The 17,721-nt window shown below is 63.7% G+C and carries 14 protein-coding genes; 7 read left to right on the top strand and 7 right to left on the bottom strand.

Going from position 1 to position 17,721, the window contains the following annotated elements; genetic code table 11:
* Positions 1-364 precede the first annotated feature (364 nt).
* Positions 365-1,819, top strand: a complete 1,455-nt coding sequence (locus ABZ806_RS35215; RefSeq protein WP_500221925.1) for a tyrosine-type recombinase/integrase — start codon at positions 365-367, stop codon at positions 1,817-1,819.
* A gap of 257 nt (positions 1,820-2,076) precedes the next feature.
* Here ABZ806_RS35215 and ABZ806_RS35210 read toward each other — a convergent pair whose 3' ends face one another.
* The 6 genes from ABZ806_RS35210 to ABZ806_RS35185 all read right to left on the bottom strand — a co-directional run bounded on the left by ABZ806_RS35210 (position 2,077) and on the right by ABZ806_RS35185 (position 9,342).
* Positions 2,077-2,631 (bottom strand): DUF4240 domain-containing protein, encoded by a 555-nt coding sequence (locus ABZ806_RS35210; protein ID WP_500221923.1) that lies wholly within the window; start codon positions 2,629-2,631, stop codon positions 2,077-2,079.
* Between the two features lie 234 nt (positions 2,632-2,865).
* Complete coding sequence (locus tag ABZ806_RS35205; protein ID WP_500221921.1) at positions 2,866-4,599, bottom strand: AIPR family protein; 1,734 nt, start codon at positions 4,597-4,599, stop codon at positions 2,866-2,868.
* 632 nt (positions 4,600-5,231) lie between these two features.
* On the bottom strand, positions 5,232-6,212 hold the full coding sequence (locus tag ABZ806_RS35200) for an IS30 family transposase (RefSeq protein ID WP_500221918.1): 981 nt from the start codon (positions 6,210-6,212) through the stop codon (positions 5,232-5,234).
* Positions 6,213-6,570: 358 nt separating this feature from the next.
* The gene (locus ABZ806_RS35195; protein WP_500221915.1) at positions 6,571-7,389 is read right to left on the bottom strand and encodes a phosphotransferase family protein; all 819 of its coding nucleotides are present in this window, start codon (positions 7,387-7,389) and stop codon (positions 6,571-6,573) included.
* A gap of 20 nt (positions 7,390-7,409) precedes the next feature.
* Positions 7,410-7,883, bottom strand: coding sequence for a UCP032817 domain-containing protein (locus tag ABZ806_RS35190; protein WP_500221913.1), 474 nt, complete (start codon positions 7,881-7,883; stop codon positions 7,410-7,412).
* A gap of 1,201 nt (positions 7,884-9,084) precedes the next feature.
* Complete coding sequence (locus ABZ806_RS35185; protein WP_500221911.1) at positions 9,085-9,342, bottom strand: hypothetical protein; 258 nt, start codon at positions 9,340-9,342, stop codon at positions 9,085-9,087.
* Between the two features lie 186 nt (positions 9,343-9,528).
* On the opposite strand from ABZ806_RS35185, the gene ABZ806_RS35180 reads away from it, so the two are divergent.
* From ABZ806_RS35180 to ABZ806_RS35165, 4 genes are all read left to right on the top strand, one after another.
* Positions 9,529-10,650, top strand: coding sequence for a helix-turn-helix domain-containing protein (locus ABZ806_RS35180; RefSeq protein ID WP_500221908.1), 1,122 nt, complete (start codon positions 9,529-9,531; stop codon positions 10,648-10,650).
* A 13-nt stretch (positions 10,651-10,663) separates the two neighbouring features.
* Complete coding sequence (locus ABZ806_RS35175; RefSeq protein ID WP_396451297.1) at positions 10,664-11,248, top strand: HD domain-containing protein; 585 nt, start codon at positions 10,664-10,666, stop codon at positions 11,246-11,248.
* 967 nt (positions 11,249-12,215) lie between these two features.
* On the top strand, positions 12,216-12,425 hold the full coding sequence (locus ABZ806_RS35170; protein ID WP_500221905.1) for a hypothetical protein: 210 nt from the start codon (positions 12,216-12,218) through the stop codon (positions 12,423-12,425).
* Complete coding sequence (locus ABZ806_RS35165; protein ID WP_500221903.1) at positions 12,422-13,969, top strand: relaxase/mobilization nuclease domain-containing protein; 1,548 nt, start codon at positions 12,422-12,424, stop codon at positions 13,967-13,969. Before ABZ806_RS35170 ends, ABZ806_RS35165 begins: the two co-directional genes overlap by 4 nt.
* Before the next feature lie 348 nt (positions 13,970-14,317).
* Here the strand turns inward: ABZ806_RS35165 and ABZ806_RS35160 are convergent, their stop codons facing one another.
* Positions 14,318-14,542, bottom strand: coding sequence for a hypothetical protein (locus ABZ806_RS35160; protein ID WP_500221901.1), 225 nt, complete (start codon positions 14,540-14,542; stop codon positions 14,318-14,320).
* Positions 14,543-14,716: 174 nt separating this feature from the next.
* Here ABZ806_RS35160 and ABZ806_RS35155 point away from each other — a divergent pair, with 174 nt between their 5' ends.
* Entirely contained in the window at positions 14,717-14,914 is a 198-nt protein-coding gene (locus ABZ806_RS35155) for a helix-turn-helix domain-containing protein (protein WP_346048737.1), read from the top strand.
* A 439-nt stretch (positions 14,915-15,353) separates the two neighbouring features.
* On the top strand, positions 15,354-16,802 hold the full coding sequence (locus tag ABZ806_RS35150) for a tyrosine-type recombinase/integrase (protein ID WP_500221899.1): 1,449 nt from the start codon (positions 15,354-15,356) through the stop codon (positions 16,800-16,802).
* Positions 16,803-17,721 lie beyond the last annotated feature (919 nt).

Here is a 17,721-nt window from a genome sequence, read left to right as displayed (position 1 = left end):
CTCGTCTACCAGGGGCTTCTTCACATCACCCGCCGAACGCCTCCATCGCGATCATGCTGTGATCGACGTCCGCCCGGACGGATGAAAAAGGGTCAGTGATGGAAACAGTGATAGGAGATCTCGGAATCACTCCAAGATCACTGCCATGTGACCTCTGACCTGGGGAAACGTTGGAGCGGGCGACGGGAATCGAACCCGCGTAGCCAGTTTGGAAGTGGCGATTTAGCATCCCCCGAAGATCACCTCTAACCCACTAAACTGCAGGTCAGAGGCGGTTTCGTATGCCATCCTGTCCTCGCCGATGCCGCTCGGATTTCCATGATCCAGTGACAAATGAGTGACAAATGATCTTGCTCGGGGGAGTATGGGTTTCACACGCAAGCGCAAGGGTCCAGAGGGGACCCGATACCAAGCGCTTTACGACGATGCTCGGGGCGTCCGCCAGACGGCAGGCACCTTCGGCACCCGCAAGGAGGCCGACCGAGCCTGGCAACGAGCCGAGTCCCGCATCGCCGAAGGCAAGGCGGGTGACCCTCGCCGTGCCCGCCAGACCTTCCGCACCTACGTAGAGGAACGCTGGTTCCCGAACCACCGCATCGAGGCATCAACCCGCCAGGACTACGCCTACGCGCTCGCCGCCCACGTCATGCCGTACTTCGGCGACATGAAACTGCAGGACATCACCTCAGAGACCGTCCGCGAATGGATCACGCACCGCAAGAAGCAGGGCGCCTCGGCCTACAGCATCAAATACTGCAAGACCGCGATCCTCAACGCCATCTTCACGACCGCCGTCAACGACGGCGTCCTCGTCTACCACCCGAGCCGCGGCGTGAAGACCGACCCCGTCCCTGAAAAGCCGCGCCAGATCATCACCGCCGAGCAGTTCGCCCGCATCTACGCCGTCCTCCCGGACGCGACCGCCCAACTCCTCGTCGAGACCGACATCGAGAGCGGTCTCCGCTGGGGCGAGTTGAGCGAACTCCGCGTCAAGGACCTCGACTTCGCCACCGGCATCCTCACCGTCAGCCGCTCTGTGGTCGAACTGCTCCCCAGGTTCCACCCGGAGGGCCGCCGCTTCTTGGTGAAGGACTACCCCAAGGGCAAGCGCTGGCGCCGCTTCAAGCTCAGCCCCCAGATCGTCGCCAAGCTGAAAGCCCACGCAGAAGCCAACGACCTCGCCCCGGACGACCTGTTCTTCAGCCGCCGTCGAAACGAGCCGCCCAAGCTCGAACTCCTAGACCCCGAAACCCTCACCTTCACAGCACCGAACAGCCGCACCTACACCCACGGAACGACCACGGGCTACAACATCGGCAAGTGCAAGTGCCGCCACTGCCGAGCCGCCTACGCCGCCTACCGCGCCAAGCGCCGTGCCCAGGGCAAGGACAACCCCCGCAACCCCCGCGTCATCGACGACGACCCCCACATCTCCGCCAACTGGTTCCGCAAGCACTGCTGGCACCCTGCCCGAGCCGCCGCCAACCTCGGATGGTCACCCCGCATCCACGACCTCCGCCACGCCCACGCCTCCTGGCTCCTAGCCGGCGGCGCCGACCTCCAGGTCGTCAAGGAACGCCTCGGCCACCGCAAGATCTCCACAACGGAGCGCTACCTCCACACCCTCCCCACCGCCGACGAAACCGCCCTAGAAGCCCTAGCCAAGATCCGCACAACCCCCACCGGCCCGCCGGCCACCCCGGACGCAGAGAAGGAACTGGCCGAAGCCAAAGCCAAGATCGCCGAACTCCAAGCCCTAATCACCGATAATCTCCTCACCCAGAGGACCCCCAACGCCCCCAACCTCCGCCCCGCCTAGACCAGAGCCAGACTGAAGTCAGCCCAGCGCTCCGCCCCTCTCGTGCGATCCTGTTCCCCTCGAGAGGGGCCGGAGCGCTGGACGGCGAAACGAGGGGCTAGGCAGCGAAGCCGACCGCGCCGTAGGTCTCCAGACCATATCGACACTGGTCTCGATCTCGAATACCCGTGTTCACCGTGCCTTAGGAAACCGGTGACCGCAGCGAGGCCGCCGCGTCTGCGAAGAAGTTGAGAGCCGTTGATCGCGCCCGGGATGCCTCATGAAGACGACTGAGGCTTCAACAACGCCATCAGCCGCGGCAATCGCTGCCGCATCTGCTCCTCGTCGTCGAAGCCGAAGTTCTCTCCCAGATCAGTGACCGCCTCGGGGGCGGTCTGCCGGCGCTCCAGCGCCTCGTAGAACTCACAGATCTCACTGCCCGTGACCTGCTGAAACGCTTGGCCAGCGGCGTAGGCGGCCTCTTCGTAGAAGATCACATAGTCGCTGTGTTTCGCGGCAGCCTCGATCACCAGTGGGTGGCCGGCCAGGCTGTCTGGCGCCTGCACCACCCGCTCGAACCATTCACGGCCCAACGCGATCAGCCCCGCCCGGAAGTCAGTGAAGCTGTCATCGGAACAGCCACCACCGATTAGATACGCCGCCGCCCAGACATCCCACCGGTACACACGCGTGCTCGCCGCGTCGAAGCACTCCTGGAACTGAAGTATCCGCTCGTCAGGCAGTGCGGCCAGTCGAGTCGTCAACGACTCGGCGAACGGACCCTCATCTCGCCGAGCGGCATCGACCAGTCTCCAGAACTCATCAACATCCATGTCCGCACTATGGCAGCCGGTGCCGACATCTGAACCCGCGGTGTCGGATCGGGCGATCGTAGTCTCCGTCTGCGCAGTCCTGTCTGCCCCCACGAACTTGCAAGACGATCGGAGCCTGCATGCCGTCCGCTTGCTCAGACTCATTGTCTCACGGCGGAGTTTGTCGCTGGGGGCGGCTTGGAAGTGCATGCCAGGAAGGCAGGTAGCTCAACTACGGCAGGGAACTTTTAATCATCAACGCCGAATATTGAATCGACGCAGCTCAATAGTTGCTTGACGAATTCGCGTTGAAAATATATGGCTACGCGCGATCTTGTCGATTCCTTCGGTTCTGTTTCCTCGGATGGCGGCTTTATACTCCCTCTCGAGCAGCTTAGTCATCCGCTCCAATAGGTCGTCCGTCATGTGGTCGGTGCTGATGTTAAGCAAGTCGCTTGGTGTAGGTCTACGCAAGCGTGTCAGAGTGAACTTTGAAAGGTAGGCTAGGTGGTAACGCCAATTCTCTATGGTGCCGCCCAAAAGTTCTGCATCTGTTGCATAGGAGGCAAGAAACTCCCGAACTCTAATGTGTATGTCCAGCACAAGGCGATATAGATCGAGATCGTAGTCAGAGGTAAAGACGTGATAATAGTGAGAATCCTCCAGCAGACGGGTGTCGGAGTAACTGAGAGCCGAGTGCGGCTCTCCAAGGACAAATGAGGTGAACTCTCTTGCAAGGCGCGATACACTCACGACTTGGTCCAAGGTAAAACCGAGATTCTTGTAATAGTTTGCACGACGTTCGTAATAGTATCCATCCCTCTGTAGCGACTCCTCGATATCTTTCTGAATCTTCTCGGTTGCTCGTAGCGCACCCGGAGGCAACTGTGTTTGGCTATTGGTTGCCCTGATTATGCTGTCGCGTGCTCGACCAGATGCCGGCGGTACCAGAATTCTCACCAAGATTGAACGGTCATGATGTTGGCCATTTTCCTGGAAGTAGTTATAGATCTCGTGACTCGTCTGCAGTCCGTTAACTATCTGAGGTGACTTCATTACGATTTTCTTGCCTGCTATGCGCACCTCTTCGGCAACAAGTGTCACCCCGTTATTAAACCACCAGAAGTCGTCCCGGTGACTAGACTGTAGCGTCTCACCGATCGCAGTATTTACCGAAGTCCTGCCAGCATAATCCCTTACATTTGATTCAAACAATTCAAGCCTTAGTGCCTCATTGTCTGAGGTGATAAACTTATAGTACTCGTCCAGTCGCGACAGGCACACATAGCCCTCCCCAAGCGATGTTGCCATAGGGGTCTCCGTGAAAACCAATTCAGAGATAACAGTCGCGCCGCGGCCGGATAATTCCCGCAGTTCCGCAGCACCTAGGTACTCAATGTCACACCTAGTTCCGGATGATACCTTCACCAACTCTTGTATCAGTCTATTTCCTTTGGCACGTACGTTGGGGTGTGGGGCCTCGGCTGATCGGGTTGCGTAGATCACCCGGACGTATACGTCCGGGAAGGAGGAGGCCAAAGCCTCTAGTATGTGCAGGAATCTTCCTGTGCGCTCAAGCAGCTTCGCATTAGTAGTTGGAGCAAGATCGACTACATCGCGTCCCATATCGAGCAATACGGGGAGGTGGAAGTGAAGCTTTTCAAATGTTGTCTCCTGAAACCCTGAGGACGTCTTTGCTTGGAGAATCACAAGTTCAATCTTCTTGGCGTGAAGATTGGTATGGCGATCGACATCGGCAGACACATAACGGTCGTCAACTAGAACCCATATGCCATCGATACCACAATCATGCGTTCCGTCGACAATTCCATCGCGCAGTTCATCGATATCCAAGTCGAGATCCTGCAAAGCTATACTTGCGGAGAAGTAATTAAAGAAATCCTCCGGCGTTTGGCTTGGGGCAAGGTGAGATCTCTGGTCTTCCAATATTCGGTCCAAAAGACGTTGATCGTTGCTTTTCTTGGGCATGACCCCCCTAACTTCCTAAAGCGATGACGCATCATTCCGTATCTCATGCTGCTTGAGAAGGTGGAATGTGATAATAGTGTCAAAGTTTCTTGCGAGCTCCTACAGGACTTCTCTTAGAGCATGACGGTGCGGACAGGCCGTGGCACGAGCGGGCTCAGTCGGCAGCGGCCTCATCGAAGATCCGGCCGATGCCGTCGGAGTACTCCGGCCCCTGGGCCGCTCGCTCCCTACTGTGCCACCCCCATGAAGCATGATGCACAAGTATGGGCCACCCCGTACCGCATTGGCATGGCCGCTGCCGGACAAGTGGCTCGACTGCCCTCGTTGATCTTGTAGCCGTAAGAGCGTCTGTTACCGCACAGTGCAGAGGCACACTGAGCGGCAAGCTCCGCACGTGGCGGGTGCGGGCTCAGATCTTTCGGCTGCCTCCGGCTACCGGCGATCGCGAAGGTGTTGGTGGGTCTCTGGCTGGCGGGGCCGAGCTACCGGGACCGTCAAGTACTTCGGCCGCATTTGGACGGCTAGGTCTGTCTTGATCCAGGCTGAACGGGAGAGGGCCACCGTTGTGATCGTGGGAGATTGGAACCGGACGGGGGTGGACGTGCCGCCTTCTGTGGAAGATGTCCCTGCCCTCAACCGGTGGAAGCAACTCCGCTGGTCAGTAGCTCGGCGAACACTTCCTTGGGCTTCTTGAACCCGAAGATAGCGCGGAGTCGGTTGTTGAGTTCGTCGGCGACGGCCTGCAGATAGTCCGGGTCGTTGGTGATCGTGGTGCCTTTGGGGAAATACTCCCGCAGCCAGCGGTTGGTGTTCTCGTTGGTGCCGCGCTCCCAGGGAGAGTGCGGATGGGCGAAGTACACCGGGAGGCGGGCCTTGAGGGTGATCGCGGCGTGTTCGGCCATCTCCGACCCGCAGTCCCAGGTCAGCGACCGTCGCACCACGTCCGGCAGATCCTCGACCTGGTCGATGACGGCCTCGGACACGGTGGCGGCGTCCCGTCCGGCCAGCGGCACCAGGACCACGAACCGCGAGACCCGCTCGACCAGCGTGGCCACCGCGGTCTTGCCGTCCTTGCCCACGACCAGGTCGCCTTCCCAGTGCCCGGGGACCCGCCGGTCGATGGCGTCGGCGGGCCGCTCGTCGATCCACCGGATTCCGTGGATCCGCGGCGCCCGTGGCGCGCGGCCGTGCGCGGGCCGGCGGCGGGTGCGGCCTGAGCGCAACGCCAGGCACTGGCGGGCCAGCTCACCCTTGGGCAGTGCGTAGATCCAGCCGTAGATCGCCTCATGGGACACCCTCACATGCTGGTCGGCAGGGTGCTCGATCGGCAACCGCCCGGCGATCTGCTGCGGCGACCAGCCCTGCTCGAGCAGCTCGACCACCACCAACCGCAGGTAGGCGTCGGCGTCGATCCTGCGGGTCTTGGGACGCCGCCGCGTCCGCCGCGCCGTCCGGTCCACCCGCGCGGCCCGGTACCGGCCCCGCCCGCCGTGCCGGGCGATCTCGCGCGAGACGATGCTCGGGCACCGCCCGATCCGTTCCGCGATGACCTGGTTCTGCACCCCCTCGGCGATTCCCCGAGAAATCTCTTCCCGGTCGACCAATGTCAGCATGTGTCGCACCGCCCCCACGGCAGCTCCCCCCGGCGATCAACTCGCCGAGCAGGACTACACCACTGCAAGATCAATTGCTACGACCGGTTGAGGGCAGGGTCGACTGCGGCGTGTGGCTGTTAGGTTCGACGGTTATTTGCTCACGGGGTGGCTCCGTTTTCGGTCTGCGGAAGCCTCAACTGTGCCTGGTTGTGCCCGTTGGGTTCGTTGAGCGGGCTGGAGTGTAAGAACGGCCGGGTTGCTGGCGGAGTTTGCCGGCGACGCCGCCCCCTGACGGCATGCAGTGTTTGCTTCGACCGTGAACACCTTCACGGCCGTCTCGGCACCCCTTGTTGGGATTGCGCTTCGAGACCATGTTTCAGCTTGCGGAGGTACGGGCGCGCCGATGCGATGCCCACTGCCGTGCTGCGGACGCGTGGTCGAGTGCCCAGGGCTCGTTGTTGGTGGTGAGGTTGGCTTGCCATTTGGCGGCGAAGGCGCGTGCGAAGAGGTCGATGGTGGCTGGGGCGGTGGCTGTCCAGGCGGGGAACTGTGAGGCCCAGTGTTCTGCTTCGGCCGGGGTGTGGCCGGCCTTGAGTAGCCAGGGGATGAGGAGTGCTAGCTCGAGGACGGCGGCGCCGCGTCCGGCGAACGTCCAATCCACTACGTAGGCGGTGTCATTGTCGCCTAGGAGGACGTTGGCGGGGTTGAGATCGGCGTGCAGCAGTGTGCTGCCAGCCAGTGGGGTCATGTCGCCCATCGATTCCCAGCGGCGCTCGATGCGCTTGCGTTCCAGCAGGTCGGGGAGCGGGTGTGCCTGCAGGCTGTCGATGATCTTGGTGAGGATGTTCAGGTCGGGTGAGCCGGGGGTGTAGTCGGCGTGCCGGGCCTGGACGTGTTCGAAGGCTAGGAGGAGCCACCCGCCCGCCTCCACGGTCCAATGGAGGCGGGGGGCGTACTCGGTGACGTGGGGGTTGATCGCGCCTTCCCAACGCAGCGACCGGACTTCCGGGCCGTCGGTGGCCGGCGCGGTTTTGCGTGCGGCCTTGACGAACAACCGGCCGTCCGCGGTGTGGATGGTCGCGGCGATGTCGGCGTGGTTGCCAGCCGGCGCGGGCTCGACCCGGTGGATGGGGCCGGTGCGCGCCGTGATCGCGCCGAGGGCCTCGGGCGGCAGGGCGGACCAGTGGCTGCGCATGGATCAACCCCCTGGTGGTGTCAGGCGTTCGTCGGTGGCTGCGCGCAGTTCTCCGGGCAGCAGGACTCGCCGTCCATCCACCATTCCAGATCGACGCGGTACCCGGTGGCGCGCATCGCCGCCAGGCCGCGCTCGGACGCCTGCCCGGACCGGATGTCCTCGTCCATGATCGGCAAGTGGTGCATGAACCGGCCCGCGACCATGTCGCACACGGCCGCGAAGGTGCGAGTGCGCATCATGGAGCGGTGCCAGATCTTGTCGACGGCGGGCGAGGGCGCGAACTTCACCCAGGCGCGGGAGTCGCCGCCGACTTCGGTCATGGTGTCGCCCCACGCCTTCATGAAGACGAGGAACTGCTCTACGCCGCGCTCGGCGTAGAGGCGGGTGACCTTGTCGAAGATCACCACGTCGTTCACCATCTGCTCGAACAGTTCGGGTGTGACGAGGCCGCGTGGATCTTTGGTGGCGATGGCCAGGGCGGGAGCGAGGGTCATGTGCACCTCCGACGCGCGTAGTGGTTGGTTCTCTCGGCCCAGGCGCGCGTCTGTTGACCTGGGCGGAGGGCTCTAGTGGGCGGTGCAGGCGCCATGGGCGCCGTCCCGCCGCGTGCCGCTCCCGGCTTACGGTGTGGGCTGCTGGAGACCGGTGTCCGTTGGTTCGGTGATCCGCCGGGGCGCAGCCTTGTCGGTAGGCCGGGTGGAGGAGTTTGGAGCCTCCGGGGGCGGTGGTCGTAGTCACGTGCCCGCGTGGGAGCGGCGGCGCGCTCGATGATGTTGCCGAGGTACTCGATCCGCTCGGGGTTCTCACGCCTGCCGAACAGGTAGCACCGCGATTCGGGAACGACTTCCTGTTCCATCAGCCGGCGGTAGGAGCCCAGCGCGGCGGTCAGGTCTCGCACATCGCCGGGATCAAGAGGCACGATGTCTCCTCGCCGAGGGGTGTGGGGCGGACTCAAAGACCACCGAGGTGACGAGGTCAGCCAGGGCCTGCTGAGCTGTGCAGGGGGACATGGGTGTGTGGGGGCGCGGCGGCTTCCGAGGGGTGAAGGCCGCCGCGCCCTTTCGCGCATCGCCCTCATGCCAGAACGGCGATTCGAGGTGGATGCGCGACGACTGGGGCCGCCGGTCATCGCATGAGTCCCAGCGTGCGGATGATCTGTCCTTCGAGCGCCGCCAGAGTGGGGGCGTCCAGGAGCCGACGGGGGCCGGGGAGCATGACCCACCATGCGCGGGTGTAGTGCCCCACCAGACGATCGCTCCGTATTGGCGGGAGAGGCGGCCGAGTTCGGCATCGCGGATCGACTTGGCGTCGATCCGGCTGGTTGCGGTGCACAGTTCGTCGGTGGGGAGGTGCTGTGGGGAGCCAGCGGGGTTCATGGTGTGGCCACCTCCGAAATGGGGCTGCTGCTCGTGGTGGTCTGCCTGCCGACTGAGGAGTTTCGGGACGCACGCGTGCTGGGCGGTGAGTCCCTCGATCAGGGCGGCCTCGATGTTGGCCCTCGTGTAGTCGCCGCCAGGACGGACGAGCAGGAACTCGCGTTGAGACGACGGCCAGGCCGCCGGATTCTCGATCGCATCGCGAGGTGCACGAGGGTTGGTCCCCGCCTCCAGCAACGCAGGTCCGTCCGACACAGATACGAGCGCCCGCCATGTCCCCGTGGCCCGCCCGTACCAGGTCACCCGGTCCGGTGAGGAGTTACCCATTGGCCCGCGCAGCGAGCCTTCCCTTGACCGCTACGACCACCTCGTGCAGGTGTGCGTCATCGGCCGGTGCGACTGCGCCACCATCGGAGAACCAGAACCATGGCTCACCGCCGCAGATCGCGCGCAGGTCGCATCGCACCAACACCGGAGAGGAGAAGGCGGCAGGGATCGCAAGCAGGGGCTCAGACTCGGCCACCTCTACCGAATAGCCGTGGGACTTGAGCGTCTGGGCGAGCGCCCAGACGCGCATCCGGCGCGTCTCTAGCGCTTTCGATGTATCCGTTGACATTACGAGCCCTCTTACCTAGAGGCGTGAATAGTGATCTTCGGTTAAGCTCTTCTTAACGCTACGGCGTTGATTGATGCCGATGAACTGACGGCGAGTACGAGTACGGACGGCGGTAGTGGACTCATGGCCCCAGGTGGACGAGAAACCTTGACTGGCAGTCGGGGTTTCAACGGCGGTCCCCGCGAAGGTCGTATTTCGGGCTACCTCCTCAAGGTCATTCGCGAATCGATCGGCTTCACCCAGGACGGACTGGCCGACGACCTTGGAGTCGATCTCACGACTGTGCAGGGCTGGGAGTCTGGGCGTCGACCTCTCATCGCCGTGCCCACGGGGAGTTTTCTAGCGATTCGTGCACGATTGCTACGACTCGGGGCGCAGCCCAACTTGCTCGCTCAACTCGAGCCGGCGCTTGAAGCTGATCACTTCCTCGCGCAGGTCCTGGGCACTGCACCGGCAAAGGTTCCGCCGGATGAGCATCCGCTCTCCATGTGGGTGATCACGCGACCGTTCACTGACATGACCTCATGGGCGGTGTCGGGTCAGCGGCCGTCTTTCTTGGACGATGTTCCGCGTAGATCTCCCCGCCGCGGTCCGGTTTCGAGCGGGCCGCGGTTGGCGATAGACGAACGGGCTCACTTCTTCGAGCACCTTAAGAGCGCCGCAGAGAGAGCCGATGTCCGCACTGTCGACGGGATGCTGCTTCGTAGGCAAGCACATTATGTCGCGAGCTTCGATGATTCCCTAGAGACGGTGCAATGGCTGGCGGGAATGCAGCGCCAGGAGGAGCGCAGGTCTCAACGATCCGCCGACTGGTCGCTGTCATGGGCTGTTGTGCGGTCCGGAGCGCACTCCCTAGCTCGCAAGGGAGACCCTGAGGCGCTTCAAGCGTTCATCGGCCAGGCGATGAAGACCGACAGGTGCGAGACGGCCAACCTCAACTACTGGGCGTACTGGCTGGGGGAGATCACCGAGCCGCAGACAGCCGACACGTTCATGGTCGAGTTGCCCATTCGGTCCTGGAGAGGCACGAAGCTGCTTGCTCATCTGGTGGGCAAGCTGGAGCCGAAGAACGTCTACATCGATGTCGTCGCCCATACGGTCTGGGCGCTTCTTCAGCACCGCCCCGCTATCGTCCACGACGAGCCCGGCACGCTCGGTCGGTTGCAGGAACGGGCGGCGCGGGTCCTGGACGAAGCTGCGGTCTCCGTCCAGTCGCGACGGGAGTTGGAAGAGGTCCTCTACGGTCTACGTATCGCGGACGGGCGTTGAGAGAAGGGTGAGCATGGCGAACGAGACGGAGCGGCTGGCGGGGTTCCTGTACGAGATCGGGCTTCTGAAGCGCTACAAGCGCACCGGGTGGCTTGTAGCGGGCGTCAACGATCCCGAGAGCATTGCCGATCACTCGCTCCGTACGGCGATCATCGCGAGCGTCCTGGCCGCGATGGAGGGGGCCAACCCCGAGCGTGCTGCACTGCTCAGCCTCTTTCATGACAGCCAGGAGACGCGCCTCACCGACATCCCCTACGTTGCCAAGCCGTACGTGAAGAAGGCGTCCAACGAGCAGGTCACCGAGCGCCAGACCCGCGGTTTGCCGGAGGTGGTCACCGCAATGATCACGGGTGTCGTCGCGGAGTACGAAGGCAAGGCCAGCGCCGAGGCGATGTGCGCCCGTGACGCGGACAAGCTCGAGTGCCTCATTCAGGCCATCGAGTACCGAGAGCACGGCAATCAGAACACCCAACCGTGGGTAGACAGCTCGCTCGCCCAGCTCCAGACCGCGTCCGCCAAGCGACTCGCCGAGGAGGCGCAGAAGACCGGCTCTCTCGACTGGTTCATGCGAGCGTTGAACGGCGACGAGGACGCGTAGAAACGTCCTCGTACCTGGGCATTCGATGGTGCTGCTGTACAGCTAAGGAGTACAGCGGCGCACCCGCACGCGGACGTACCTGATCACTCGCCACACCTCCCGCGTCGTCGACGGCAAGAGCGCCGGCGGCGGTCATCTGGAGCACCGCATACTTCGGTTCCGAACCGGCGGCGCCGGCGCGCGGTAGTAGACGATCAGTGACGTGTGCCCTCGAGTGGAGACACCGCTCCATTACTGATGCACGGGCCCGGGAGATCTCATCGGCCGGCATCCGTGTCGGGAGGCCCCGCGGGCCCCAGCGAACCACCTACCGAGGACCGGAAAGCCGAGCGGAGCGGATGAATGTCCCTGGCCGACATCTGCGGCTTGGTCGAAGCTGGGAAGGTCGTCAGAGGGAGGACCGGCGTGGCTGCACCTCCTTCTCGCAGCCTGTGAGGGCTGAAGCCCTTCCTCATCGGATCGACTGGCCGAATCTGACACCGGAGACGTTCTCGGCGATTCCTGTTCTTGCTGCGCGGACCGGATAGCGAGGAATTCGTCAGCAAGCTGAAGGACGCGATACCGCCCGGCAGTAAGCGTCAGAACGGCTCGTCAATTGATACGAGTCGACCTTCGTGAACCGACGCATCATCAGCTCAGTGCGGGATGCAAGATAGCTGGTAGAGCGCTACCTGTTGTGGATAACTTCCGCTCGGAAGATCACACTGGCCAGGCCGGGGACCGAGCGCGGTCCCTCAAAAGCCCGGAGCGGAGGTGCATGACGACATCTAAACGAGGCAGCGAGGGGACGGAGCCGCTGCAGCGTCGAGCAAAGCTCGGCGGAGGGCGGCGGCGAGAGCGGGAACTGAGAATCCGCGTCTGCGACCAGGAGTACGAAGAGTTCCACCAAGCGGCGACGCGAGCCGGACTCGCGTGTAGCGCCTTCGTCGTAAAAACGGTTCGGACTGCGATTCGCGAGGAGCAGCCTGTGGACGGTGCGCTCGTCGAGTTGCATGCCGAGCTGCGGAATGCCAGCCGTCAGGTGAACGCGGTCGGAGTCAACCTCAACCAGCTCGTGCGCCATGCCAACGCCTACAACGAGGTTCCGGAGTCGGTGGCGTGGTTGGCGGCGTACTGCTTCCAGGTGGTGCGGCGGACGGAGGCCGTCATCGTCGAACTCGGCAGGCGTCTGCCGTGATCGCGAAGGTCACGCGCGGCGCCGATGTCGGGAACCTGCTGCGGTACTTGTACGGGCCGGGCAAGCGCAACGAGCACACCGACGCCCACCTCGTTGCCGGGTACCGGCACCCGGCCGCACTGGAGCCGGCGATACGCGCGGACGGCAAGCGCGATCTTCGCCCGCTGGGCGAGGTGCTGGGGTCTCCATTGGAGACGCTGCGGCGAAGCCGGCCGGCGGGGCCGGTCTGGCAATGCTCGCTGCGGACGGCCCCCACCGATCGGGCTCTGACCGATGAGGAGTGGGCCGATGTCGCCGAAGAGTTGATGCACCAGACCGGTATCGCACCACGCGGTGATCCGGAGGCGTGCCGGTGGATCGCCTTGCGGCACGCCGACGATCACATCCACGTCCTGGCCACGCTCGCGCGAGAGGACGGCCGGAGACCCAACATCACTCGCGACTACCTCAAGGCGCGGAAGGCGTGCCAGGTCGTCGAGGAGCGGTACGGGCTGTGTCGTACCGCGCCCGCGGATCGGACGGCGGCGCCCCGTCCTTCGCGCGCTGAGATGGAACGAGCCGAACGCGCCGGGTGGGAGGAGGCGCCTCGTACTGTGCTGCGTCGGCAGCTGGCCACGGTCGCCGCATCGTCCGACAGCGAAGAGGCGTTCTTCGCCGGCCTGCGCGAGCGCGGGCTGGCGGTGCGGCTGCGATTCAGCGTCCGCACGCCCGGTGAGGTGACGGGATATGCCGTTGCGGTGCCCGACTACACCAACTCGGAGGGGGCACCGATCTTCTTCTCCGGGGGCAAGCTCGCTGATGACCTCACCTTGCCCAAGCTGCGCCTTCGGTGGACCGACAGCGCGGGCGGTTTGCCGACGGCCCGCTCGCATAGGTGTAAGGCGGGTTCGTCCGGCGACTACCCGGAGCGGGCAGCGGCCTATCGGGAGGCTGCTCAAGTGGCTGGTACGGCGGCGTGGCAGATGCGCGAGTTCCGCGATCCCCGTGTTCGCGCCGATCTGGCAGTGGCGGCCTCTGACGTCCTACATGTCACCGCGGACATCACCGGTAACCGTGAACTGGCCAAGGCCGCTGACATCTACGACCGCGCCGCCCGAGAACCGTTCGGCCGCTCGCCAGCGCCCACGCCATATGGAAGGGCGCTTCGCGCGGTAGCGCGGACGCTCGCGGTCACCAACGTGGGCTGGGGAGATCGACGCGAACACAAGAGGAACCTCACCGTCGATCTGCTGTTCCTGATCGCCAACCTCGCCGATCTCATCGAGTCGGCGGCCGAACATCGACTTGCCCAGCAACGCCACGCACAAGCCGATGCCGCCCGCCGAGCCGTCGAACGCTTGCACACCGTCCGACAGACCGCGTCCAAACCGACCGGACCGGTACCGCCGCGCGTCATTGAAACCCTCGACGAGGGCCGGGCGATGGCGAGGCTCGCGGCCGAAGCCTTCCCCGTGCCGCTGGCTGAGGGACTGCATTCGACGGCCGCACCCTCCGCTCGTCCAGCCCGAAGGACACAACCTCGTAGGGACGCGCCGACGCGCTGACCTGCGAGGGTGGGACTCGCCGATGCCATTGGTGTGCTTGCGCCATGATCAGGTCACGGACACAATCACGGAGCGCAAACAACGTCATGAAGCGGCAGAGACTTCTATCTGCCGCTCCTCAACAGGAAGGACGGGCCATGACGACGATCACCTCTGGCCCTCCCATGGAGGGCCTCCACCTCGAGGAGTGCATTCATGACCTTCAGCCCCAGCGGGACCAGCCGTAGTACACAGATCGACTACGAGACCGAATAGCTCGCCGAGGATCTGGAACGAGCCGTCCGCTCGCTGAAGCAGTCCGTGGAAGAACCCAGCGGCCTTGCCGGACCCGCGACCGTCTACGCGGTGCTAGACGCCGTCCACACAGCCGCCACCGAGCTCGACCACCTTCTCCTTCAACTCGAACGCTTCCTCGCGCGCCAGCACGCGGACGGACACCTCGTCCGTGACCACGGCGGGAGCCTCGACAAGGCACTCGACGACTTCGGTCGCGCCATCCTCCACGCCCGCCACCTGGGCGCTGGATGCGGCGAAGCCATCAACCAGGCCCGGAGCGCGATCAACCACGTTCACGGCACAGGATCGCCGCCCGCAGCCAGCGCACCACCACTCAGCGGCACTGTCACCGAAGCGGCTCCCGCAGCCGCGATCCGACGAGACGCGCCACGGGCAAGACCTCCAGCAAGCCGAGGGCTACGGGCGAGATGGCTCGGCAGCTCCCGGAAGGGGGCCTGAGCCGTGAAGCAGATGAGCCAGGACGAGCTTCTCGCCCTCCCGACCACGATCAGCGTCGAGACCGCAGCCCGCGCCATCGGACTCGGACGCACGCGCGCCTACCAGCTCGCCCGCCGAGGCGAGTTCCCTTGCAAGGTCATCCGCATCGGCGCCAGCTACCGCGTCGTCACGGTCGACCTCCGCCGGCTTCTCGGGATCGAGCCGAGCTAGCGGGACGTCCAGCGAAGGTCCGGTTCTCCGTTGGAGGGCCGGGCCTTCGGTGTTGAGGGTGCCAGGTCCGTGCCCGTGGTGATCTTTGCCGGGTGTCGCCAGGTCATGATCGCTAAGGTTCGCAGATGAACCAGGATGCCGCTCAGACGTGCCAGATCCCAGTGACAAATGGGTGACAAATGATCTTGGAAGAGGCTCTCAAGATCGCCCTACAGGGCTCTGACCTGGGAAAATAGGAGAGCGGGCGACGGGAATCGAACCCGCGTAGCCAGTTTGGAAGGCCTAATTAGCGTTCAATTTCTGCGTTGGCGTCTCTGTTCATTCCTGGCTAAACTGCAGGTCAGAGGCTTGCGCTTCTGTCGGAGAGTCCGTCGAGCTATCACTGGATCACACAAGATCCAGTGATAGAAAAATGATAGATGATCAAGGTTCCCCGGGGGTGATCGTCGTGGGCTTCGTTCGGAGGTACGACAACAAGAAGGGGACGCGCTACCAGGCGCTCTACCTTGACGCCGAGGGGCGTCAGCAATCGGCCGGAATGTACGACACCAAGAAAGATGCCCGAAAAGCGTGGATGAGGGCCGAGGGGCGCGTGCTCGAAGGGAAGGTCGGAGACGCTCGCCGCGGTAGACAGACCTTCCAGCAGTACGTCGAGGGGACGTGGCTGCCCAACCATCGCATGGAGGCCAGCACCCGCCAAGACTATGTGTACGCGCTGAACGCGCACATCATGCCGTACTTCGGCAAACTGAAGATGGGGGCGATCACCTCCGAACACGTCCGTGACTGGATCACTCGCCTGAAGAAGAAGGGTGTCTCGGCTCACAGGATCAAGTACTGCAAGACATCGATCCTCAACGCCATCTTCACCACAGCCCTCAACGATGACGTGATCGTCTATCACCCAAGCAGGGCCGTGGAGACGGATCCCGTCCCCGAAAAGGCGAGAGTAATCATCACGTCGGAACAGTTCGACCGGATCTACCAGGCACTTCCCGACGCCAATGCGCAACTACTGATCGAAACGGATATCGAGAGCGGCCTACGCTGGGGAGAGCTAACTGAACTACGCGTCAAAGACCTCGACTTCGACACTCAGATCCTCACGGTGCGTCGTTCAGTGGCCGAACTGGTCCCGGAGCACCACCCCGAAGGAAAAAGGTTTCTGGTCAAAGATTACCCCAAAGGAAAGCGCGCGCGCCGCCTCAAGTTGAGCGCACAGATCGTCGCCAAACTCAAAGCCCACGTCGCTGCAGAAGGACTCGATTCCGAGGACCTTCTCTTTTCCCGGCATCACGAAACGCTAGAGTCGGCGCCCCAACTCCTCGATGCGGAGGAGTTGTCATTCATCGCACCGAACGGCCGGACGTACACACACGGCACCATCACGGCATACAACCTCGGCAAGTGTAAGTGCGCGCACTGTCGACGCGCATACGCCGACTATCGCGCCAAGCGTCGTGCCGAAGGCAAGGACAAGCCGCGTAAGCCCAGAGTCATCGACACCGACCCACACATCTCCGCCAACTGGTTCCGCAAACACTGCTGGTATCCGGCCCGCGATGCCGCCGGGCTTGATTGCAAGCCGCGGATCCACGACCTGCGCCATGCCCACGCCTCCTGGCTTCTCGCCGGCGGAGCTGACCTCCAGGTCGTCAAAGAGCGCTTGGGGCATCGCCGGATCTCCACGACGGAGCGCTACCTACATAGCCTCCCCAACGCGGATGAGACGGCCTTGCAGGCACTGGACAAGATGCGGACGGGGCAAGGAGAACAGGGCAACGTCAAGGAACTCAAGCACCAGCTTGAGGAAGCCCAAACCAAGATCAACGAGCTCCAGTCCGTCATCGCCGACCAGCTCATAGCTCAGAGTCAGAGCAGTCCCTGAAGCCTCCGCCCCGCGTAGCTTTATGCGTGCCCGACGTACGCAGTCTGTCTCCGGTAGAGGCCTCTCCCGGTCCTCAACAGACCCCGACAGGGCCAGCGCCGCCTCCGGGCGCTGGCCCTGCTCGAGTTCTTCGTCAGCGGTGCGGTGCACCGCCTGGTTGGTCAGGTTGCCAACCCGTCTCGGCGCCCCGGTCGAGTAGAGCAGCCGCGGTCTCGCGCGGCTGCCTGGCCGGCCAATGTGCATCGGGACGCTTCCGACCCTACGACGCCTCCTTCAGGCCCTCCACGATCTGTGGGGTGGAAGGAGCTAATCGTCGAGGGGCCCGCCGAACAGACAGGGGCTGTCGGGCTTGGCCGCGCGGATCCAGGACACACCGACCTTGCCGGTGAGTGCCTCGCTGAAGGCAGAACGGTCAAGGCCGTGCGCGCCTCGACCGACGAAGCGGGCGCCCTGCGGGTCCCGAAGGGCGTGTGCCGGGAGTTCGGATCCGCGGTCATTGGGCGGGCTCGTGGCCGGTCGGTTCATTGCGCGGGGCTGGAGCCGACTGCCGGGAGGACGGTGGACATCCGTTGAGGCGCCGCCGAGGTCGCCGGCCGAGCGGTCGTGGGGTCTGTGACTCGTTGTTGACTTGATGCGGTGGTAGGTGCGGGCCATGCCCATCATGGGCTCCTCCAAGCGGGTCTCTCTGCTGACGGGCCACAATGAAACCTGAACGGTGCAGGCCAACGACATGAGCGAAACGTGCGATGGTGATAAGTGTTCAGCCGCATGACGTGACCGCTGAGGGCTGAGGACGCGGCACCGACGACACATCAGGGCGAGGCGGTTTCGGCCGACGCCGTTGGTGACTTTTGCTCACTGAGCAAGAACACTCACCGACAGGTGGCGCAGGCGGTCTCGACGAGCGTCAGCGGTGGTC

The sequence above is a fragment of the Spirillospora sp. NPDC047418 genome (assembly GCF_040643275.1).
GTDB lineage: Bacteria > Actinomycetota > Actinomycetes > Streptosporangiales > Streptosporangiaceae > Spirillospora.
This window is presented reverse-complemented; position numbering and strand designations above follow the sequence as displayed.

Bases quoted from the DNA above. Each gene is read 5' to 3' on its own strand.
- ABZ806_RS35215 (WP_500221925.1), top strand. From the start codon at position 365: ATGGGTTTCACACGCAAGCGCAAGGGTCCAGAGGGGACCCGATACCAA.
- ABZ806_RS35210 (WP_500221923.1), bottom strand. From the start codon at position 2,631: ATGGATGTTGATGAGTTCTGGAGACTGGTCGATGCCGCTCGGCGAGAT.
- ABZ806_RS35205 (WP_500221921.1), bottom strand. From the start codon at position 4,599: ATGCCCAAGAAAAGCAACGATCAACGTCTTTTGGACCGAATATTGGAA.
- ABZ806_RS35200 (WP_500221918.1), bottom strand. From the start codon at position 6,212: ATGCTGACATTGGTCGACCGGGAAGAGATTTCTCGGGGAATCGCCGAG.
- ABZ806_RS35195 (WP_500221915.1), bottom strand. From the start codon at position 7,389: ATGCGCAGCCACTGGTCCGCCCTGCCGCCCGAGGCCCTCGGCGCGATC.
- ABZ806_RS35190 (WP_500221913.1), bottom strand. From the start codon at position 7,883: ATGACCCTCGCTCCCGCCCTGGCCATCGCCACCAAAGATCCACGCGGC.
- ABZ806_RS35185 (WP_500221911.1), bottom strand. From the start codon at position 9,342: ATGCGCGTCTGGGCGCTCGCCCAGACGCTCAAGTCCCACGGCTATTCG.
- ABZ806_RS35175 (WP_396451297.1), top strand. From the start codon at position 10,664: ATGGCGAACGAGACGGAGCGGCTGGCGGGGTTCCTGTACGAGATCGGG.
- ABZ806_RS35155 (WP_346048737.1), top strand. From the start codon at position 14,717: ATGAGCCAGGACGAGCTTCTCGCCCTCCCGACCACGATCAGCGTCGAG.